Origin of the sequence: Cetobacterium sp., from assembly GCF_051658645.1 — a bacterium.
Lineage (GTDB): Bacteria > Fusobacteriota > Fusobacteriia > Fusobacteriales > Fusobacteriaceae > Cetobacterium_A.
Genome location: NZ_JBOFMZ010000027.1, coordinates 1 through 21,452 on the forward strand (window position 1 = coordinate 1; position 21,452 = coordinate 21,452).

The 21,452-nt window shown below is 30.6% G+C and carries 22 protein-coding genes, 1 pseudogene and 2 riboswitches; of the genes and pseudogenes, 21 read left to right on the forward strand and 2 right to left on the reverse strand.

The window, feature by feature from the left end; genetic code table 11:
* Nucleotides 1-74: 74 nt before the first annotated feature.
* A riboswitch (cyclic di-GMP riboswitch) is annotated at nucleotides 75-150 on the reverse strand.
* Between the two features lie 172 nt (nucleotides 151-322).
* Nucleotides 323-2,383, forward strand: coding sequence for an ATP-dependent DNA helicase RecG (gene recG / locus ACRCZX_RS01940; RefSeq protein ID WP_438581261.1), 2,061 nt, complete (start codon nucleotides 323-325; stop codon nucleotides 2,381-2,383).
* A 52-nt stretch (nucleotides 2,384-2,435) separates the two neighbouring features.
* A complete protein-coding gene (locus ACRCZX_RS01945) occupies nucleotides 2,436-4,145 on the forward strand; it encodes a proline--tRNA ligase (RefSeq protein ID WP_438581262.1) in 1,710 nt (569 codons plus the stop codon).
* Nucleotides 4,146-4,206: 61 nt separating this feature from the next.
* Here the strand turns inward: ACRCZX_RS01945 and ACRCZX_RS01950 are convergent, their stop codons facing one another.
* The gene (locus ACRCZX_RS01950; protein ID WP_438581263.1) at nucleotides 4,207-4,797 is read right to left on the reverse strand and encodes a sigma-70 family RNA polymerase sigma factor; all 591 of its coding nucleotides are present in this window, start codon (nucleotides 4,795-4,797) and stop codon (nucleotides 4,207-4,209) included.
* A gap of 210 nt (nucleotides 4,798-5,007) precedes the next feature.
* Between ACRCZX_RS01950 and ACRCZX_RS01955 the strand changes: the two genes are divergently transcribed.
* Nucleotides 5,008-5,370 (forward strand): ferritin family protein, encoded by a 363-nt coding sequence (locus tag ACRCZX_RS01955; RefSeq protein WP_438581264.1) that lies wholly within the window; start codon nucleotides 5,008-5,010, stop codon nucleotides 5,368-5,370.
* A 12-nt stretch (nucleotides 5,371-5,382) separates the two neighbouring features.
* Nucleotides 5,383-6,168 carry a family 1 encapsulin nanocompartment shell protein gene (locus tag ACRCZX_RS01960; RefSeq protein WP_438581265.1) on the forward strand — a complete coding sequence of 262 codons (786 nt, stop codon included), beginning with the start codon at nucleotides 5,383-5,385 and terminating at the stop codon, nucleotides 6,166-6,168.
* Nucleotides 6,169-6,218: 50 nt separating this feature from the next.
* Here ACRCZX_RS01960 and ACRCZX_RS01965 read toward each other — a convergent pair whose 3' ends face one another.
* Nucleotides 6,219-6,941, reverse strand: coding sequence for an outer membrane beta-barrel protein (locus tag ACRCZX_RS01965; protein ID WP_438581266.1), 723 nt, complete (start codon nucleotides 6,939-6,941; stop codon nucleotides 6,219-6,221).
* Between the two features lie 186 nt (nucleotides 6,942-7,127).
* Between ACRCZX_RS01965 and ACRCZX_RS01970 the strand changes: the two genes are divergently transcribed.
* The 17 genes and pseudogenes from ACRCZX_RS01970 to fabF all read left to right on the forward strand — a co-directional run bounded on the left by ACRCZX_RS01970 (nucleotide 7,128) and on the right by fabF (nucleotide 21,445).
* Nucleotides 7,128-8,078, forward strand: coding sequence for an RluA family pseudouridine synthase (locus tag ACRCZX_RS01970; RefSeq protein ID WP_438581267.1), 951 nt, complete (start codon nucleotides 7,128-7,130; stop codon nucleotides 8,076-8,078).
* Nucleotides 8,079-8,132: 54 nt separating this feature from the next.
* The gene (locus ACRCZX_RS01975) at nucleotides 8,133-8,744 is read left to right on the forward strand and encodes a ribonuclease HII (protein ID WP_438581268.1); all 612 of its coding nucleotides are present in this window, start codon (nucleotides 8,133-8,135) and stop codon (nucleotides 8,742-8,744) included.
* 84 nt (nucleotides 8,745-8,828) lie between these two features.
* Nucleotides 8,829-9,106 (forward strand): annotated as a pseudogene (locus tag ACRCZX_RS01980) (YraN family protein).
* Nucleotides 9,090-9,311: a hypothetical protein gene (locus ACRCZX_RS01985; RefSeq protein ID WP_438581269.1), complete on the forward strand. Its 222-nt coding sequence runs from the start codon at nucleotides 9,090-9,092 to the stop codon at nucleotides 9,309-9,311. Before ACRCZX_RS01980 ends, ACRCZX_RS01985 begins: the two are co-directional and overlap by 17 nt.
* Complete coding sequence (locus tag ACRCZX_RS01990) at nucleotides 9,292-9,915, forward strand: ComF family protein (protein WP_438581270.1); 624 nt, start codon at nucleotides 9,292-9,294, stop codon at nucleotides 9,913-9,915. The genes ACRCZX_RS01985 and ACRCZX_RS01990 overlap by 20 nt, the downstream gene beginning before the upstream one ends.
* A gap of 20 nt (nucleotides 9,916-9,935) precedes the next feature.
* Nucleotides 9,936-10,526: a hypothetical protein gene (locus ACRCZX_RS01995; RefSeq protein WP_438581271.1), complete on the forward strand. Its 591-nt coding sequence runs from the start codon at nucleotides 9,936-9,938 to the stop codon at nucleotides 10,524-10,526.
* A 113-nt stretch (nucleotides 10,527-10,639) separates the two neighbouring features.
* Nucleotides 10,640-11,398 (forward strand): triose-phosphate isomerase, encoded by a 759-nt coding sequence (tpiA, locus tag ACRCZX_RS02000; protein WP_438581272.1) that lies wholly within the window; start codon nucleotides 10,640-10,642, stop codon nucleotides 11,396-11,398.
* Between the two features lie 23 nt (nucleotides 11,399-11,421).
* A complete protein-coding gene (gene gpmI, locus ACRCZX_RS02005; RefSeq protein WP_438581273.1) occupies nucleotides 11,422-12,942 on the forward strand; it encodes a 2,3-bisphosphoglycerate-independent phosphoglycerate mutase in 1,521 nt (506 codons plus the stop codon).
* A 57-nt stretch (nucleotides 12,943-12,999) separates the two neighbouring features.
* A riboswitch (Lysine riboswitch) is annotated at nucleotides 13,000-13,171 on the forward strand.
* A 101-nt stretch (nucleotides 13,172-13,272) separates the two neighbouring features.
* A complete protein-coding gene (locus ACRCZX_RS02010) occupies nucleotides 13,273-14,736 on the forward strand; it encodes a Na+/H+ antiporter NhaC family protein (RefSeq protein ID WP_438581274.1) in 1,464 nt (487 codons plus the stop codon).
* A gap of 127 nt (nucleotides 14,737-14,863) precedes the next feature.
* On the forward strand, nucleotides 14,864-15,958 hold the full coding sequence (gene ychF / locus ACRCZX_RS02015) for a redox-regulated ATPase YchF (RefSeq protein ID WP_438581275.1): 1,095 nt from the start codon (nucleotides 14,864-14,866) through the stop codon (nucleotides 15,956-15,958).
* 90 nt (nucleotides 15,959-16,048) lie between these two features.
* Nucleotides 16,049-16,531: a YceD family protein gene (locus tag ACRCZX_RS02020; protein WP_438581276.1), complete on the forward strand. Its 483-nt coding sequence runs from the start codon at nucleotides 16,049-16,051 to the stop codon at nucleotides 16,529-16,531.
* A gap of 36 nt (nucleotides 16,532-16,567) precedes the next feature.
* Nucleotides 16,568-16,750, forward strand: coding sequence for a 50S ribosomal protein L32 (gene rpmF, locus ACRCZX_RS02025; protein WP_438581277.1), 183 nt, complete (start codon nucleotides 16,568-16,570; stop codon nucleotides 16,748-16,750).
* Between the two features lie 96 nt (nucleotides 16,751-16,846).
* Complete coding sequence (plsX, locus tag ACRCZX_RS02030; protein WP_438581278.1) at nucleotides 16,847-17,863, forward strand: phosphate acyltransferase PlsX; 1,017 nt, start codon at nucleotides 16,847-16,849, stop codon at nucleotides 17,861-17,863.
* Nucleotides 17,853-18,845, forward strand: coding sequence for a beta-ketoacyl-ACP synthase III (locus tag ACRCZX_RS02035; RefSeq protein WP_438581279.1), 993 nt, complete (start codon nucleotides 17,853-17,855; stop codon nucleotides 18,843-18,845). The genes plsX and ACRCZX_RS02035 overlap by 11 nt, the downstream gene beginning before the upstream one ends.
* Nucleotides 18,846-18,916: 71 nt before the next feature.
* Nucleotides 18,917-19,822, forward strand: coding sequence for an ACP S-malonyltransferase (gene fabD, locus ACRCZX_RS02040; protein WP_438581280.1), 906 nt, complete (start codon nucleotides 18,917-18,919; stop codon nucleotides 19,820-19,822).
* Nucleotides 19,823-19,908: 86 nt separating this feature from the next.
* Nucleotides 19,909-20,133, forward strand: coding sequence for an acyl carrier protein (locus tag ACRCZX_RS02045; RefSeq protein WP_438581281.1), 225 nt, complete (start codon nucleotides 19,909-19,911; stop codon nucleotides 20,131-20,133).
* A gap of 73 nt (nucleotides 20,134-20,206) precedes the next feature.
* On the forward strand, nucleotides 20,207-21,445 hold the full coding sequence (fabF, locus tag ACRCZX_RS02050; protein WP_438581282.1) for a beta-ketoacyl-ACP synthase II: 1,239 nt from the start codon (nucleotides 20,207-20,209) through the stop codon (nucleotides 21,443-21,445).
* Nucleotides 21,446-21,452: the final 7 nt, after the last annotated feature.

Below are 21,452 nucleotides of genomic sequence, written 5' to 3' on the forward strand. Positions count from 1 at the left end.
TGTAATACCTCCTGATTTATTAGATAAAGTTAGAAAAATACAAAAAGCCAATCGCATCTATAACCAAAATGGTTAAGAGCAACTGGCTGTCATTTTAAAGACCCTATAGTTTTGCGTCGCAGGATTTCTCCTGTTTTGCCTAATTTATTTTATACAAATATAATATATTAAAATTTAAAAAAAGTCAAATGAAAATATTAAAAAACTAAAAAATATTTTTTTCACAAACCTTTATTTTATAAAGGTTTGTAGAGTTTAAATGAAAGATATTGTAGAAAAGTACAAAACTATATTATAGTATGTTATAATTAGGAAAAAGGTGGTGATTTCAATTTATAAAGACATTTATAGAGAAGTAGAATTTTTTAATATAAAAGGAGTTTCAAAAGTAACATATACAAAATTAAAAAAAATAAATATAAATAGTTTGAATGATTTAATCTACTATTTTCCAAGAGCTTATGATGATAGAACAAATTTTAAAAAAATAGTAGATTTAAGAGGAGATGAGTATGTTGTATTAAAAGGAAATATAATGAATATCTCATCACCACCAACTAGAACAGGGTTAAAAATGATAAAAGCTAATATAAATGATGGAACTGGTATTCTCGAAGTTATATGGTTTCAACGCCCATATTTGAAAAATAGTTTAAAACTAGGAGAGGAATATACCTTTGTAGGTAACGTAAAAAGAGGATATACTTTTCAAATGACGAATCCAGAGTTTATGTTATATAAAGGTGAAGAAAACAAAGGTGAGATATTACCAGTTTATAGCTCTATAAAAGAAATAACTCAAAATGCTTTAAGAAGAATACTGAAAGAAGCATTAATCAATTATTCGAATCTATTTGAAGAAAATATTCCAAAAGAGATTATAGAGAAATACGATTTGATGCCGAGAAATGTAGCATTAGCAGAAATACATTTTCCAACGAACTCTAAAAACTTAGAATCAGCCAAAAGACGATTTGCAATTGAAGAGTTACTTATATTAGAGATGGGTATTTTACAAAAACGTTTTGAAGTTGATTTGAATAATCAAGAAATATATAAAATAGAAGGAAAGAAAAATCTTGTTTCACAGTATCTTTCAAATTTAGAATTTAAATTAACAATTGCTCAAAAAAAAGTAATAACAGAAGTTTATAAAGAGTTAAATGCTGGAAAAGTTATAAATTATCTTATTCAAGGTGATGTAGGAAGCGGGAAAACAATTGTAGCAGTATTGCTGTTGCTTTATATGGTTGAAAATGGATATCAAGGTGTACTTATGGCTCCAACAGAGATTTTAGCAACTCAACACTATCTTTCTATTTATGAAGCATTAGAAAAATTAGGAATAAAAGTAGAGATTTTAACAGGAAATGTAAAAGGGAAAAAAAGAGAAGAACTATTAGAAAGTTTGAGACTAGGTAAAACAAAAATTGTTATAGGAACTCATGCAATTATAGAGGATAATGTTCAATTTAATAAATTGGGCTTAATAGTAATAGATGAACAACATAGATTTGGTGTTTTACAGAGAAAAAAGTTACGAGAGAAAGGAGTTCTAGCTAACTTGATAGTTATGAGTGCAACTCCAATTCCAAGATCTTTAGCTCTTAGTATATATGGCGATTTAGATGTAGCGATTATAGATGAACTGCCTCCTGGAAGAAAAAAAATTAAAACAAAGTGGATAAGTGAAAACGAAGACGAAAGAAAAATGTACTCTTTTATAGATAAAAAACTAGGAGAGGGAAGACAAGCATATTTTGTTGCTGCTTTAATAGATGAAAGTGAAAAGTTATCAGCAAAATCGACCGAAGAACTCTTAGAAGAGGTTTCTAGAAATCTTTCAGGATATAGGGTTGGAGTTTTACATGGTAGAATGAAAAGTAAAGAAAAAGATGAAGTTATGAAAAACTTTAAAAATCATAAACTGGATATTTTGGTGTCAACTTTGGTAATTGAAGTTGGAGTAAATGTACCTAATTCAAGTATCATGGTAATAAATAACTCTGAAAGATTTGGCTTAGCTACTTTACACCAATTAAGAGGTAGAGTTGGAAGAGGAGAACATCAATCATATTGTTTTTTATTATCTTCTACACAAAACGATAGTTCAGCTGCGAGACTGAAAGTGTTAGAAAAGACAGAGGATGGTTTTAAAATAGCTGAAGAGGATTTACGTCTAAGAAAAGCAGGTGAAATATTTGGAGTAAAACAAAGTGGTTTGAGTGATTTGAAATTTGTAGATATAGTTCATGATGTCAAAACAATAAGTTTAGTTAAAGATATTTGCACAGAGTATTTGAAAATGAATAAAGGAAAAGTGAAAAATAAAAATTTAACAAAAGATATAAACGAAAAATTTAACAAAAGTTTGACCTCATAAAAGAAATTATGATAAAATATGAGGTAAAATTAATTAAAAAGCGGAGGTAAGAATGAGATTAAGTAGATATTATGTAAAAACTCTAAAGGAAACTCCTAAAGAGGCAGAAGTAATCAGTCATAAACTATTACTTAGATCAGGAATGATTAAGAGATTAGCAAGTGGAGTGTATACATACCTTCCTTTAGGTTTAAAAGCATTAAAGAAAGTTGAAAATATAGTAAGAGAAGAGATGAATAGAGCTGGGTCTCAAGAGATATTCATGCCAGTTTTACAACCAGCAGAGCTTTGGAAAGAAAGTGGAAGATGGGATGTAATGGGTGATGAAATGATGAGAATTAAAGATAGACACTCTAGAGAGTTTGCACTAGGACCAACACATGAAGAAGTAATAACAGATATAGTTAGAAATGATATATCATCATACAAATCATTACCTCTAAACTTATATCAAATTCAAACTAAATTTAGAGATGAAAGAAGACCTAGATTTGGACTTATGAGAGGAAGAGAGTTTTTAATGAAGGATGCTTATTCATTCCATGCTTCGAAAGAATCTTTAGATGAAGAGTTTGAAAATATGAAAGCTGCATATACAAGAGTATTTGAAAGATGTGGATTGAAATTTAGAGCAGTTGAAGCAGATTCTGGAGCTATTGGAGGAAATGGTTCTCAAGAGTTCCATGTACTTGCAGAATCAGGAGAAGACGAAATCATCTACTGTACTTCTTGTAACTATGCAGCAAACGTAGAAACAGCAAAGAGTACAATCGAAAATTTACCAAAAGCTGAAGCACTAAACTTAGAATTAATAGATACTCCAAATGTATCTAAAATATCTGAAATTGCAGAATTTTTAAACATACAGACAGCTCAAACAGTAAAAGCGATGATGTATAAAGATGCTGTAAATGATGAAGTTTATATGGTTCTTATAAGAGGAGATTTTGAAGTTAACGAAGTTAAATTGAAAAATATAATTGATACAATAGATGTAGCATTACTAAATGATGCTGAATTAGAAGCTGTTGGATTGATTAAAGGATTTATTGGTCCGATAGGTATTGATAGCACAAAGATAAAATTAATAGCAGATGAAAGTGTGATAGGAATATCTAATCATACAGCTGGTGGAAATAAAACAGATACACACTTTATAAATGTGAACTATGGAAGAGATTATGAAGCTGCAATAGTTGCAGATATAAGAACTGTAGTTGTAGGAGAGAAGTGTCCTAAATGTGCAGGAGAGCTTCAAAGTGCAAGAGGAATTGAAAGTGGACATATATTCAAGTTAGGAGATAAATACTCTAAAGCTTTAAATGCAACATTCTTAGATGTAAATGGTAAAAGCAAAGTTATGGAGATGGGATGTTATGGTATTGGAGTTTCAAGAACTTTAGCTTCTTCAATTGAACAAAATAACGATGAAAATGGAATTATATGGCCATCATCAATAGCTCCGTTTGTAGTTGAAGTAATTCCAGCAAATATGAAAGCTGAAGATCAAGTAGCACTAGCAGAAGAGATTTATGCAGGATTCGTCGATGCAAATATAGATGTAGCTTTAGACGATAGAGATGAAAGAATTGGATTCAAATTTAAAGATGGAGATTTAATAGGATATCCATTTAAAGTCGTGGCTGGTAAAAAAGCTGCAGAAGGAATTGTAGAGTTAAAAATAAGAAGAACAAACGAAACTTTAGAAGTATCTAAAGATGAAATTGTAGAAGTTGTAAAAGGATTGATGAAAAAGTATTAATCAAAATATAATAAATGAAAAGAGAGTCTGCTTTAGTAGGGCTCTCTTTTCATTTATTTTATTATTTTGAATAAGAACTTAAATAAGATAAAATTTTCTTTTTTACTCTTTGAATTGTATTGTCAATTTTTTTTGGAGATTCGTTAAGAAAATCAGCTATTTCAACATAGTTGTATTCTTTACATAGAAAAGTAAAAACCTTTTTTTCTAAATTGCTTAGATTTTCATCTAAAAAAACAGTTAGTAGTTTAATAAGCTCTTTTCCTAAAAAAATATCCTCTGGAGAATAAAAACCTAAAGAGGGGTAAGAGTAATAAATATTTTCTTCATGAGTAGAAAACCCTTCTCCTTGCATAGCTTGATTTAAGTTTTTATATTTGTCGGAGTTGTGGTTTTTAACAGCTGTAATCATCTGTCTTCTAATGCAAAGATTAGCAAAAGTACTAAAGCATGCGTTTCTACTATCATCATAGGATTTAATTGCTTTTATAAGACCAATAAGACCTTCTTGCATCAAATCATCACTATCGCCACCTTTTAAGAAGAAAGAACGATTATTTTTGTAGATTGCTCCTTCGTATTCTTTGATAATCTTTTCAATAGAGTCTTCATCTCCACTTTGTGCTAATATAATATCTTTTTTTTCAATCATATTTGGACCCCCTTGTTATTGATATTATAAAATTAAAAATATATTTTTATAATATCAAAAAAAGTTTTAGTAATCTACATTCCAAATTTTCTATATTTAAAACAAAAAATGAAGTGGATATTTCAAAAAAAATAATTTTAAGAAAAAGGAAATACGAAAAAAAAACATATATATGAAGTATAGGTATTTTAAATTAGGTGGAGGTATTTTATGCTAGGAGGAATTAGTAAAAAAGCAACAGATTTAGACTTTGCAATCCAAAGTTTAAAAGAAGAGTTACAAGCTGTTGATGATTATAACCAAAGAGCTGAGATGGCTCAAGATCCAGAGTTGAAAGAGATTTTAATACATAACAGAAATGAAGAGATGGAGCATGCTGTTATGGTTATTGAATGGATGAGAAGAAATGATTTTGAATTTGGAAATGAATTAGAAGACTATATATTTAGACAAGGTAAAATAGTTGGAAGAGAAGCTGAAGTTATGGGGAGAAATGGTACGGCTGTTGAGAAAGGATCAGCACCAGCAGCAAAAATTTCGAAATCATTAAATATAGGGTCATTAAAAAAATAAGGGGGTAAAATTATGGATTTATTAAAAAAAGAGTTAGCGCCAATAAGTGAAAATGTTTGGAAAAATATAGAGGAAAGAGCAAAAGAAGTTTTAACAACTCAGCTTTCAGGAAGAAGATTTGTTAAAGTTTCTGGACCAATTGGAACACATTGTGGTGGAATAAATACTGGAAGATTAGCAATTCATAAAAAGGATGACTTAGCTTATGGAGTTTATAAAGTTCAACCTTTTGTAGAAAATAGAATAACATTTAACTTAAACAGATGGGAATTAGATAATTTTGATAGAGGAGCTAAAGATATCGATTATACAAATTTAGATGAAGCATTAAAAAAAGCAGCTAAATTTGAAGAGTCAGCTATATTCTTTGGTTTAGAAGAAGCTTTAATAACAGGTTTAATAAAAGATGAAAGTAAATCAGTTGATTTTGGAAAAACAGAAGAGGAAACAATTAAAAATCTTATGTATGGAGTTTCGAAATTAAGAAATACAGGATTTAGTAAAGGTCCGTATGCTTTAGTAGTAGGGCTTGAAAAGTTTATATATTTAAATATGGTAAACTTAAATAACCCTTTAGCAAAAAGATTAGAAAAGATCTTGGGAATGCCAATAATTATTTCGAATAATATCACTGGTGGATTGTTGGTACCTTATGATAATGACAATATAGAGTTGGTTTTAGGAGAAGATTTCTCATTGGGATATCAAGGGCATAATAATAAAGAAGTAGAACTTTTTGTAACAGAAACATTTACATTTAGAGTTTTAGACGATGCTAAAGTTGTAACTTATAAATAGGTAAACAAAAGGAGATAACTAAGTTATCTCCTTTTGTTTATCTATTGTTTTTAGTTTATATCAAATTTATATCCAACAGAAAGAGTAACTCTTTCATAATCGTTGTCAAATTTCTCATTTACTCCATCGACTTTAGATTTTGAATGATTTGCTCCATAAAGAACATCAACATTAAATGCCTCATATTCCATTCCTATACCAGCTGCCCAATATAAACCATCATCTACACTAGTAGAATAATTTTCTCCGTTTACTTTGTAGTCTTCAGAATCAAAGTTAAATGAGTATCCAATATTAGCTTTTAAGTATGGTGTAACTGCCCAATCCCAGTAGTTAACATTATATCTACCAGTAAGATAAATAGGAACTGATTTGTATTCTACACCTTCATAAGAATTAAACTCTACAGTAGTAGCTTCTCTACCCATATGATCTTGATAAGCAACTCCAAGTCCTAAATCAAATTTATCCCAATATTTGTAAACTTCTAAAGCAACTTCTCCACCAAAATCTTTTGTTTTGTTAGATAAGTTATATGATCCTAATTCAAAATCATTTTTAGAAAAATCTCCATATTCAGCCCAAAAATCCCATCCACCTCTAAGATTTACATATCCCCAAGGGTTAGCTACAGGCATAACAACAACTTCTTCCATTATAACAGGCTCATTAACTACCTCTTTAGAGCTAGTAACTGGAGCAACTACCTCTTTAGCCTGTGCAACAGCTGCAAAGGCAAATAAAGAACATGCTAAAAGTGCTAATTTTTTCATAAAATAAACCTCCTCGTTTTTAATCTCCTTGTAAATTAAAAATGGTTTAAAAAATTTACCCATTCTTAAAATATATATACAAATAGAAAAATGGATTTCTTTTTTTTTAGTAATAATTTTGTAATCGAAAATAACTTATGATATAATTTTTATTAGAAAGAAGAAGATTTGGATAGGAAGTGAAATATGGAAAATTATAAAGAAATAATAGAAATAAAAGTTGATGAAAAAGAGAAAGGTAAAAGGCTAGATACCTATTTAAGCGAATTTTTTGAAGATGCAACAAGGACTTATACTCAAAAGTTAATAGATAATGAAAATGTATCTATAGTCAATAAAGAAAAGATTAAGAGTGGAACTAAATTAAAAGGAAAAGAACTTATAATAGTTAAAATACCTCATGATGAGATGTTGGAAGTTTTAGCTGAAGACTTACCAATTGATATAGTGTATGAAGATAAAGATTTGTTAATTATAAATAAAGATTCAGGAGTAATAGTTCATCCAGCACAAGGTTATTATACTGGAACTTTAGTAAATGCAGTTCTTTATCATATAAAAGATTTATCTTCAATAAATGGTGTTATAAGACCAGGAATTGTTCACAGATTAGATAAAGATACGACTGGATTAATAATTATAGCTAAAAATGATGTATCTCATGTTAAGTTAACAGATATGTTTAAAAATAAAACTATTGAAAAAAGATATGTTTGTATTTGTAAAGGTAACTTTAGAAATTACAAAGGAAGAATAGAAACTTTAATAGGAAGAGATCCTAGAGATAGAAAGAAAATGGCAGTAGTATTGGATAACGGTAAAAATGCTGTTACAAACTATGAGGTTATAGATGCGGTTGATGGATTTTCATTAGTTGATGTTGGAATAGAAACAGGAAGAACTCATCAAATAAGAGTGCACATGAAAAGTTTGAATCACCCTATATTAGGAGATACAACTTATGGAAATTCATCTGATTTTGCAAAACGTCAAATGTTACATTCATATTATTTAAAATTTAATCACCCTAGAACAGAAGAGGAAATAGTTGTGTTAGGAGATTTGAAAGATGACTTTAAAAGTGTTTTAAAGAGATTAAAGTTAGATCCTACTAAAATTACGAGACTCTTTAAATAATAAAGGAAAAAAAGATTTTAATAAGTAAAAAAAATATGAATGTTGGAGTTGGGTATGGAAATAAAAAATATAATGTACCTTTTTGATATAGAAAATGGTAATATTATAGGTGTAGATGAAGCTGGAAGAGGTCCGTTAGCAGGACCAGTTGTTGCAGCAGCAGCAAAACTAAAAAAATATGATGAGAAACTAGATAAAATAAATGATTCTAAAAAATTAACAGAAAAATCTAGAGAAGATCTTTTTCATGTAGTTATGGAAAATTTTGATATAGGAGTTGGAATCGCTTCTGTAGAAGAGATAGAAGAATTAAATATTTTAAATGCTACATTTTTAGCGATGAGAAGAGCTGTTGATGAGTTAGATAAAACTGTTAGTTATGATAGAGTTTTAGTTGATGGAAATCATAAGATAAGAGAGTTTAATAAAGAACAGATACCTGTTGTAAAAGGAGATTCTAAAAGTCTATCTATAGCAGCAGCTTCGATAATAGCAAAAGTTACAAGAGATAAGATAATGATTGCAATATCTGAAAATTATCCAGAATATTTATTTCAAAAACATAAAGGATATGGAACAATTATTCATAGAGAAGCTATATTAAAAAAAGGAGCAATAGCTGGAGTTCATAGAAAAAGCTTCTTAAAGAAGATTTTAGGAGAGTAAGTTATGAATAGAAGAAACAAGGGAAAAGAGTACGAAGAAAAAGGTAGAGATTATTTACAAAGTTTTGGAATTAAAATTTTGAGTATGAACTATGAAGGGTCTTTTGGTGAAATCGACATTATTGGATACGATAAAACCACCCTTGTTTTTTTGAGGTAAAATACAGGAAAAACAATTTGTTTGGAATGCCTCAAGATGCTATTGATAAAAAAAAGATGTCTAAAATTTATATAACAGCAAAAGAGTTTATAAGAAAAAATAGACTGGAAAATGAAAAAGTTCGATTTGATGCAGTAGTTTTTTTAGGTGAAAAAGTAGAGTGGCTCAAAAATATTTTTTGGGGTGATGAACTTGGAATATAGATGTCTGAAATGTGGAAGCGATAAATATATAGTAAAAACAACAGTTATACCAGAGAAAAGTCCAGGCCTAAAAATAGATATTGGAACTTATTATATAAAAATTTGTATTGAGTGTGGATATACAGAGTTTTATTCAGCAAAGATAATCGATAAAGAGTTTTCTAAAAATAAAAAGATGAAAAAATATGCTAAAGCAACTCCTTAGAAAACTATTTTTTGATAATACTTGTTCGCTCTGTAACTGTAGTTTGAAAACTGATGAGTACATTTGTTTTAAATGTAATTTAAAATTAGAAAAAATGAGTATATTAAAGAAAAGAAAAAATCTATACTATTTATATTACTATATAGATGTGAAAAAAATAATCTTTGATTTTAAATTTAAAAATAGAAAATCAATATCAGAAGACTTGAAAAAGTATATAAAAAAAGCGATAGAAGATATAATCAAAATAGAAGAGATAGATGTAATAATATCAATTCCAATAAGTAAAAATAGGTTATTAGAAAGAGGTTATAATCAAGTTGATGAACTTTTAAAATCGTCGAATATTTCTTTTGATAGTATTGAAAGAATTAAAAATACAAAACAGATGTATAAAATAAAAGATAAGATTAAAAGAATGGAAAATGTTGAAAAAGCATTTCATATAAAGCAGAATTATTGTAATAAAAAAATTTTAATAGTTGATGACATTATAACTACAGGTTCAACTTTAAAAGAACTTGAAAGAGAGTTAAAAGAAAAGCATAGTGTAGAAAAAGTTGTATTTTTTACAGTTGCTGTAGTTGGGCAATACTTTAAATGATTAAGTTGAGGATGTGGAAAATGGATATTTTTATAAATGGGCAAAGAGTAGATTTAGGAATGAGGACAACAAAATTATTGAACGTTTTAGAGAAATTAGAAGCAAATATTGTTAAACATGGTGAAGTTATAATTGAATTAAAGTTAGATGGAGAAAAAGTTGATGGCAGATCTCTACCTTTAAATAAAAAAATAAAGGTATTAGAGTTAACAACTCGTTCTCATAGAGAGATTTTAATAGAGTCACTATATTTATTAGAAAGTTATACAAATAGATTCTTCGAAAATTTTGATGAATTAGCAGAAGAACCAGAAGATATAGGAAAAATAATAGAGATGGTTAGTTATATAGAGTGGGTACTAGGAATAGTTTTATCGTTGAAAGAAGCTACAGCTATAGGACTAATATATTCTGATTATATAGAGTATGCCGATGAATTTAAAAAATATGCCGATGAGGTGTTTGATGCATTTAAAAAAGAAGAGTTTGGAGAGGTAATAGAAATATTAGATGGAGCTATGATTCCTTTAGTTGAAGATTTAGTTGTAAACTCTAAAGATTACTTGAAAGAAGCTTTAAAAGAAGAGCGAAGAAAGAAATTTCTCAATTAGAGAAAAAAGTACTCAAAATAGGATGAAAATATAGACAGTATCATCCGTGTTAAAAACATAGAAATTGTGTTATTATAAACTTAAAATTAATAAAAATTACGAGGGAGAAAATTATGAGAAAAACGATAATTGCAGGAAACTGGAAAATGAATAAAACAGTAGCAGAAACAAAAGCTACTTTAACTGAGTTAAAAGAATTAACAAAAGGAATAGAGGGAGTAGAGGTTGTTATTGGAGCTCCGTTCACAGCTTTAGAATCAGCAGTAAAAGCTGTTGAAGGATCAATCGTAGAGATTGCTGCACAAAACATGCATACAAACGACTCAGGAGCGTATACTGGTGAAATTTCTCCACTTATGTTAAAAGAGATAGGAGTTAAATATGTAATATTAGGACATTCAGAAAGAAGAGAGTACTTCAATGAATCTAACTCTTTCATCAATGCAAAAGTAAAAGTAGCTTTAGCTCATGATTTAATTCCAATTCTTTGTATAGGAGAGAAATTAGAAGAGAGAGAATCAGGAAAAACAGCTGAAGTAAATGGAAAACAAATAAAAGAAGGAATGGCAGGATTAACAGCTGAAGAAGCAGTTAAAGTTGTAGTTGCTTATGAGCCAGTTTGGGCGATAGGAACAGGAAAAACAGCTACTCCAGAAATGGCAGAAGAGACTCATAAAGAGATTAGAGATGTTTTAGTTTCAATGTTTGGTGCAGAAGCAGCAGCAGAAATTACAATCCAATACGGAGGATCAATGAACGCTAAAAATGCAGCTGAATTATTAGCTATGGAAAATATAGATGGTGGACTTGTTGGAGGAGCTTCTTTAGATGCACCAGTATTTATTGAAGTTATAAAAGCAGGAGCAAGATAATTAAAAAATTAGGAGGCTTAGAAATGGCTAAAAAACCTTTAATGCTGATGGTTCTTGATGGCTGGGGATACAATCCACATCTAGATGAAAAGAATGCTATTGCAGCAGCAAAACCAGAAAATTTTGAAAGATTATTTAATACTTACCCACATACATTAATAAAAGCTTCAGGAGAAGCAGTAGGATTACCAGAAGGACAGATGGGTAACTCAGAAGTAGGTCACTTAAATTTAGGTGCAGGAAGAGTTGTTTATCAACCACTTGTAGAAATCTCAAAAGAAATTAGAGATGGTGAGTTTTTCGATAAAGCTAAAGTTGTAAAAGCTTTTAATTACGCTAAAGAAAATGATAAGAGTATACATTTCATGGGACTTTTATCTGATGGTGGAGTTCACTCACATATAAATCATTTGTTTGGTTTATTAGAAATGGCTAAAAAGACTGGATTAACTAAAGTTTATATTCATGCTTTTATGGATGGAAGAGATACTGCTCCAAGTTCAGGTCTTCAGTTTATGAAAACTTTAGTAGCTAAAATCGAAGAGATTGGAGTAGGAGAAATTGCTACACTTTCTGGAAGATATTTCTCTATGGATAGAGATACAAACTGGGATAGAACAGAAAAAGCATACAATGCAATATCTGGAAAATTAGATGTTACAAATAAATCTGCTTTAGAAATAATAGAGGCATCTTATGCTCAAAAAATAACAGATGAGTTTATAGCTCCAACGTTACTAATAAAAGACGGTGCAGTTCAAAAAGGTGATGTAGTAGTTAACTTTAACTTTAGACCAGACAGAGCTAGACAAATAACTAGAGCTATTGTAGATGAGGATTTTAAAGGATTCTCTAGAGAGTACTTAGAGCCAGTATATTACTGTATGAGAACTTATGATTCAACTATAAAAGCTGAAATCATATATGATGATAAAGATATCAATAACACTTTAGGTGAAGTTCTTTCAGCTAATAACTTAACTCAATTAAGAACAGCTGAAACAGAAAAGTATGCTCATGTTACATTCTTCTTCAATGGTGGAAAAGAAGCTGAGTTTAAAGGTGAAGAGAGAGTACTTGTATCTTCTCCAAAAGTTGCAACTTATGACTTACAACCTGAAATGTCAGCGCCAGAATTAACTTCTAAAGTTTTAGAAGCTTTAAATTCAGATAAGTTTGATGTAATAATAATGAATTTTGCTAACCCAGATATGGTTGGACACACAGGTATCTTTGATGCTGCTGTAAAAGCTGTTCAAGCTGTAGACAAGGGTGTAGGACAGATTGTAAGTAAAGTTTTAGAGTTAGATGGAACTGTTTTAATAACAGCTGATCATGGAAATGCAGAGAAAATGGAAAATCCATTAACTCATGAAGCGTTTACTGCTCATACAACTTATGATGTACCATTAGTGTATGTTTCTAACAACTTTAAAGGTGAATTAATCCATGGGAAATTAGCGGATATTGCACCAACTATGTTAGAGATATTAAAAATAGAGAAGCCTGTTGAAATGAATGGAACTTCTTTAATAAAGAAATAAATTGACTTTCAAAAATAATAGTGTTACTATTATTTAAAAGTTTCTAAAAAATTTAATATTTTAGGTAGAGGTTGCAGACTATAAAAGTATTTTAACAGAGCTAGACAAAGCGTTGAAGTTAAAAGAAAGGAGAGTTTGCCGAAACAAGGATTCTGTCAAAATCTTTGTTGGGAATATAGAAAATATCTATATTACTGTCACTAGTTACTAGTGTTGTGCTATCCAAAATTTGTGATATACTTTGCAAATTTGCTACCGTATTTTTTATACGGTAGTTTTTTTTTACCTAAAATTTCATTGAGACTAGAAAAAATAACTTGGAGGTTTTAAATGAACACAATAATTGAACTCTTGAAATTAAGTCCAGTCGGAGTATTGGCAGTATTAATGTTTATGGGTTATGATGCACTTATAGCAGCTCCAATTGCTACAGTTTATGCAGCGCTTATAGCGGTTATAGTAGAAAGAAAAAAAATAAATGATATTATAGAAGCTGTTATAAACAATGCAAAAGAGATGCAAATAGCCTTCTTTATTTTAATGGTAGCTTATGCAATGGCAGAGGTATTTATGTCAACAGGTGTTGGAGCTTCAATTATAAACTTAGCTTTAAATGTAGGTTTAACAGGAAGAACAGTTGCAGTAGTTGGAATTGTAGTAACATCAGTGTTATCAATAGCTACAGGAACAAGTTGGGGAACGTTTGCGGCTTGTGCACCGATATTCTTATGGTTAAATCACATTGTAGGGGGAAATATTTCGTTGACGTTGGGAGCAATAGCAGGTGGAGCTTGCTTTGGAGATAATATAGGACTTATATCTGATACAACAATTGTAAGTTCTGGAATTCAAAAAGTTGAAGTTATAAAAAGAATTAGACATCAAGGTTACTGGTCTGGATTAGTATTGGTTTTAGGTATTGTAACTTTTTATATAGCTGGAGTGACAATGGGTCTTCCAACAACAACAGGAGATGCAGCGACAGCAATAGCACAAATCCCACAAGAGGTTTGGACTGTTTTAGCTGAAAAAAGAGAATCAGCAGTAACACTATTAAATCAAGTTAAAACAGGTGTACCAACGTATATGATAATACCACTAATATTAGTTTTAATAGCAGCATTTAGAGGATTATCAACATTAGTTTGTTTGTTTATAGGAATATTTGCAGCTTATATATTGGGGATGCTAGCTGGAACAGTAGAAAACACTGCAAGCTTCTTAAATCTGTTATATTCAGGATTTGAAGGTGCTGGATCATGGGTAATTGTAATGATGATGTGGGTTGCAGCATTTGGTGGAATAATGAAGCTTATGGATGCGTTTAGACCTTTATCAAATATAGTTGTTAAAGTTTCAAGTAATGTTAGACAATTGATGTTCTGCAATGGAGTGTTATCAATATTAGGAAATGCTGGTTTAGCAGATGAGATGGCTCAAATAGTAACAATAGGACCAATCATAAGAGAAATTGTTGAAAATAATGTAGAAGGATCACCAGAGGATATAGAAACTTTAAGACTCAGAAATGCAACATTTAGTGATGCTTTAGGAGTATTTGGATCTCAACTTATTCCTTGGCACGTATATATAGGGTTTTATTTAGGGATAGCTCAAGCTGTTTATCCTTTATATAAATTTACAGCTTTAGATATAATAAAATATAATTTTTTAGCTATGATAGCAGTTTCAAGTATACTAATAGGTACTTTAACTGGGTTGGATAGGTTTATACCAAGATTTGGATTACCAAGTGAACCAAAGGTAAGACTGAAAAAAAATGTTCAGAACTAAGCTGTACTAGAAAAGCTTTAAAAATAAACCTCTCTCTTATATTGAAGTGAGGGGTTTTTTTATTTACAAAAGATTATATATATGCTAAAATCTAAAGTAAAATAAAATTTCAGGAGGAATCTCTAAAATGATAGGTATAGGTATAGTAGGACTTCCAAATGTAGGAAAGTCAACTTTGTTTAATGCAATAACAAAAGCTGGAGCAGCAGAAGCAGCAAATTATCCTTTTTGTACAATAGAACCAAATGTAGGAATGGTGACAGTACCAGATTCTAGATTGGATGAATTATCAAAAATAATTAATCCTCAAAGAGTTCAACATGCAACAGTTGAATTTGTAGATATTGCAGGTTTAGTTGAAGGAGCGGCAAAAGGCGAAGGTTTAGGAAATAAATTTTTATCAAATATAAGAACTACTGCTGCAATCTGTCAAGTTGTTAGATGTTTTGAAGACGAGAACATTATCCATGTAAGTGGAAGTGTAGATCCAATGAGAGATATAGAGATTATAAATGGAGAGCTTATTTTAGCTGATATGGAAACAGTAGAAAAAGCAATTGAAAAGCAAACAAAATTATTTAAAGCAAAAAATAAAGAAGCAATCGCACTTATGCCTGTTTTAGAAAAGTGTAAAGCTCATTTAGATGAATATAATTTATTAAAAACGTTAATATTAACTCCAGAAGAGCAAGAATTAATAAGAACATACCAACTTTTAACTCAAAAACCAATGATGTTTGCAGCTAATGTATCAGAAGATGATTTAGCAACTGGAAATGAATTTGTAGAAAAAGTGAGAGAGTATGCAGCTACGTTAGGAGCAGAAGTAGCAATTGTTTCTGCAAGAGTAGAATCTGAATTACAAGAGATGGAAGAAGAGGATAGAAAAGAGTTTTTAGAGTCTTTAGGAGTAGAAGAACCAGGATTAAATAGACTTATAAGAGCTGGATTTAAACTTCTTGGATTACAAACTTACTTTACAGCAGGAGTTAAAGAAGTAAGAGCTTGGACTATTAAAGTTGGAGACACAGCACCAAAAGCAGCAGGAGAAATTCATACTGATTTTGAAAGAGGATTTATAAGAGCTAAAGTTGTAGGATATGAAGAGTTCATAAAATATTCTGGTTGGAAAGGTGCACAGGAAGCTGGAGCCCTTAGATTAGAAGGGAAAGAATACATTGTGAAAGATGGAGACTTAATGGAGTTTTTATTTAACGTATAAACTTCTAAAAGGTTGTTAAGAAAAATTACTTGACAACCTCTAAAAAAACTAGTAAAATATTAGCGTATTGTAATTATAAGGAGGATAACATTGATAATCAAGCTAAGTGAAATTATTAATGAGTCAGAGGTTACCTTTGATTATGTTGAAAAAACTATGGACTCTATTGATATTCCAGAAGGTATAGTAATTAGAGGAAAGGCTTATAAAGAAGGAAATAGTTATATACTAGAAGGATCTTATAGAGCAGTACTAAGGTTAGAATGTGTTAGATGTTTAGTGGAAATAGAACCTTTAATCCAAGGTGATTTTAAAGGAGAATATCTAGATCCAAAGGAATACTTTAAATACGCATCGAGCCTGAAGCCAGAAGAAGAGTTTGGAGATGTACATTTTGAAGAAGCTGTAAATAGTGAAATCGAAATTTCTGATCTGGTAAGAGAATATATAATACTTGATTTGTCACAATATGAGGCATGTCTTCCAGAGTGTTCAGATACTTCTGAAGTAGATAAATACTCAAGCGGAGATGTTGACCCTAGATGGCAGCAATTATTAGACATAAAACTTTAAAATTTTAAATATGAATGTATTAGGAGGGAAACTAAAATGGCAGTACCTAAGAAGAAAACTTCAAAAGCTAAAAAAAATATGAGAAGATCTCATGATGCTTTAAAAGGATCAACATTAGCAACTTGTAACAAATGTGGAGCACCAAGAAGACCACACAGAATTTGTCTTGCATGTGGAGATTACAACGGAAAGCAAGTGTTAGCTACAGAAGTAGAGTAATATCTAATAAAAAAAAGCGGGATAGTTAAATCTTGCTTTTTTTTATTTCTCAAAATATGCTATAATAAGTTATTATTATGTTATAGAGGAGAAAATATGAGAATCGCTTTAGATGCCATGGGTGGAGATTTTGCCCCTCTTGAACCAGTAAAAGGAGCAGTAGAAGCTTTAAATGAAATTAAAGATTTAACCCTAATATTAGTAGGCCAAAAAGAAAAGATAGAAGATGAATTAAAAAAATATAAGTATGATAAAAATAGAATTGAAATTGTCGACGCTAGAGAGATAATAGAGATGGATGATGATCCGATGATTGCTGTTAGAGGAAAAAAAGATTCTTCTATGAATAGAACTTTAGAATTGGTAAAGTCAGGAGCAGCAGTAGCTTCGGTTTCTGCTGGAAATACAGGTGCTCTTATAAGTGCAAGTCAACTAAAATTAAGAAGAATAAAAGGAGTCTTACGACCTGCAATAACAACTATATTTCCAACTAAAAAAAGAGATATAGTTTTAATGGATGTGGGAGCAAATGCTGACTGCAGACCTGAATTTATAAATCAATTTGCAATTATGGGTTCAGTTTATTATGAAGAGGTGTTTGGAATAAGTAATCCTAGAGTTGGACTGCTTAATATTGGATCAGAAGATGGAAAAGGAAACGAAATTACGAGATCAGCTTTTAACTTGTTAAAAGAAAATCACAAAATAAATTTTTTAGGTAATATCGAGAGTAGAGAGATGATGGACGGAAATGTAGATGTTGTTGTATCTGATGGATTTACAGGAAATATGGTTTTGAAAACAGCAGAGGGAACAGCAAAATTTATATTTTCAATTTTAAAAGAAGAAATTTCTAAAAGTTTTTTAGGAAAAATAGGAGCGTTATTATTAATGCCTATTTTGAAGAGGTTAAAAGAAAAGTTAGATTCTTCAGAATATGGAGGAGCATTATTTTTGGGAATAAACGGAATTTCTATAAAGGCACATGGAAACTCGACGGCAAAAGGTATAAAAAATGCCTTGAAAGTTGCGAATAAGTTTGCTGAAGATAAATTTATAGATAGACTAACAGAGGTTATGAAACAAACCGAAGGAGGAAAAAATGAAGCTTAAAAATGTAGGGATAATAGGATTAGGAACTTATGTTCCAGAAAATATAATGAAAAACTCTGATTTTGAAAAAATTATAGATACAACAGATGAGTGGATTAGAACTAGGACAGGTATTGAAGAGAGAAGATTTGCTAGTGAAACTGAAGCTACATCTGATTTAGGAGCAGAAGCGGCAAAGGCAGCACTTAAATCAGCAAATATTTCTGCAGAAGATATTGATATGATAATATTAGCAACAACAACTCCAGATTATCCAATTCAAAGTACAGCATGTGTTGTTCAAGAGTTGATAGGAGCTGTAAATGCAGCAGCAGTCGATATAAATGCAGCTTGTAGTGGATTTGTATATGCATTGACAATGGCAAAAGCTTTGATAGTATCAGGTATGAACAAGAATATTCTTGTAATAGGTGCAGAAGTTCTTTCTAAATGTGTAGATATGTTGGATAGAAATACTTCAGTTTTATTTGGTGATGGAGCAGCAGCAGCAGTTGTTTCAGAAGTTGAAGATGGTTATGGAATAATATCTCAATTTTTAGGATCAGAAGCAGATGTTAAAGGGGTTCTTAGAACACCTGCAGGAGGAACAAGAAAACCATTAAGTCAAGAAGTTTTAGATGAAAGATCAAACTTCTTACAGATGAAAGGACAGGATGTCTTTAAATTTGCTGTAAAAGCATTACCAAAAGCAACTTTAGAAGCTTTAAATGCAGCAGGAATGAAACCAGAAGATTTAGATATGGTGTTTCCTCATCAAGCAAATGTCAGAATTATTGAAGCAGCTTCTAAAAGATTAGAGATACCAATGGAAAAGTTTTACTTAAATTTAAATAAGTATGGAAATACCTCATCAGCATCAATAGGATTAGCTTTAGGAGAAGCTTTAGAAAAAGGGCTTGTAAAAAAAGGTGATACTATTGCTTTAACAGGTTTTGGAGCAGGATTAACATATGCTTCAATGATATTAAAATGGTCTTATTAAATTTAGAATTGACAGTATAAAAATAATGTGATATATTAAAAAACACATGTTATTTATAGAAAGGAGTTAATATGAATAAGATAGCTTTTGTTTTTCCAGGACAAGGTACACAATATGTTGGAATGGGAAAAGAACTTTATGAAAATCACGATTTAGCTAAAGCTGAGTTTAATAAAATATTTTCTAATTTGGATTTTGATTTAAAGAGGATTATGTTTGAAGGAAGCGAAGAAGAGTTAAAGGATACAAAAAATACTCAACCAGCTATAGTTGCTATGAGTTTAGTTTTAGAAAAATTATTAAGAGAAAAAGGGATTGTTCCAAACTTTGTAGCAGGACACTCAGTAGGAGAGTATGCAGCAATAGGATCAGCTGGATTCTTGTCAACTGAAGATGCTGTAAAGTTAACATCTTTAAGAGGAAAAGCTATGAGTAAGGTTTCGTCTGAAGTAGCAGGAGGTATGGCTGCGATATTAGGAATTGATTCTGATAAAATAGTAGAAGTTTTAAAAGGTATAGATGGAGTAGTTGAAGCGGTAAACTTTAATGAACCAAAACAAACAGTAATAGCAGGAGAAAAATCAGCAATCTCTAAAGCTTGTATAGCTTTAAAAGATGCGGGAGCTAGAAGAACAATAGAGTTAGTAGTTTCAGGTCCATTTCATTCAAGTTTAATGCAACCAGCAGGAGAGATGTTGAAATTAGAATTAGAAAAGTTCAAATTCGAAGACTCGACAATAGCCCTATTAGCTAATACAACAGCTAAAGAGATAACAAAAGTACAGGATTTGAAAGATGAACTGTACAGACAAAGTTTTGGACCAGTAAAATGGGTAGATACAATTATAGCTTTAAAAGCAGCTGGAGTTACTACTATATATGAAATTGGACCAGGAAAAGTATTGAATGGATTAATTAAAAAAATTGATAAAGAGATAGAAGTAATTAATATTGAAAAAATTTCAGATTTAGCATAATTTAATAAAGATTATAAAGCTTGAAAAAATATATTAAATTTGATAATATATTAAATATAAACAATAAAAAAATCAGGAGGAAACACATGTTAGATAAAATAATAGAAATAGTTGTAGAGCAATTAGGAGTAGAAGCTGATCAAGTAACTTTAGAGGCAAACTTCATAGAAGATTTAGGAGCGGATTCTTTAGATACAGTTGAATTAATAATGGCTTTTGAAGAAGAATTCGAAGTTGAGATTCCTGATACAGATGCAGAAAAAATCAAAACTGTAAAAGATGTTGTAAACTATATAGAAGCAAATAAGTAAGATTTATTTAAAGGGGTATGAAAGTACCCCTTTAGTTATATTTTTTGGAAAAATAAATGAGGTGAATGGGATAATGAGAAGAGTAGTTGTAACAGGAGTTGGTTTAATAACTTCATTAGGAACTGGGACACAGAAATCTTGGGATGCTATAAAAGCTGGAAAGTGTGGAATAAAAGAGATTAAATCTTTTGATACAACAGAAAGTGCTGTTAAAATAGCTGGAGAAGTTACTGATTTTGATCCACTTCAGTTTGGAATTGAAAAAAAAGAAGTAAAAAAATTAGCAAGAAATACTCAGTTTGCTATTGCTGCTACAAAAATGGCATTAGAGGATTCGGGTCTTGTTATAGATGAAAATAATGAAACTAAAGTGGGAACAATTGTATCATCAGGAATAGGTGGAATAGAAATTTTTGAAGAACAATTTGGAACAATGTTAGAAAAAGGAGCTAGAAGAATATCTCCGTTTACAATTCCTGCAATGATTAATAACATGGCATCTGGAAATGTAGGAATATACTTTGGAGCAAAAGGACCAAATAAAGCTGTAGTAACAGCATGTGCAGCAGGAACTCACTCTATAGGTGACTCTTTTGAAATGATTAGATCTGGAAAGACAGATGCAATGATAGCAGGTGGAACAGAGGCTTGTATTACAAAATTTGCTATGAATGGATTTGCAAATATGAAAGCTTTATCAACGAGAAATGATGATCCACAAAGAGCTTCAAGACCATTTACAGCTGATAGAGATGGATTTGTAATGGGAGAAGGAGCAGGAATTGTTATTTTAGAGGAGTTAGAATCAGCAAAAGCAAGAGGAGCAAAAATATATGCAGAAGTAGTTGGTTACGGTGAAACTTGCGATGCTTACCATATAACATCACCATCAGAGGGTGGAGAGGGAGCAGCAAGAGCTTTTAAGATGGCTATGGAGCAAGGAGATATAAAACCTGAAGAGATTGGTTATATCAATGCTCATGGAACATCAACACCAGCTAACGATAGAAATGAAACTGCAGCTATAAAAACAGCTTTTGGTAACTCAGCTTATTCAATGAACATCTCTTCAACAAAGGGAGCTACTGGTCATGGATTAGGTGCAGCAGGAGGAATTGAAGGTGTAATCTTAGCTTTATCAATTGCTGAAGGTGTGATTCCGCCAACAATAAATTTAGATAATCCAGATGAAACTTTAGATTTAAACTATACACCAAATGAGATGGTAAAAAGAGATATTGAAGTTGGAATGTCAAGTTCATTAGGTTTTGGTGGACATAATGCTGTAATAGCTATGAGAAAATATAAGTAATAAAAGG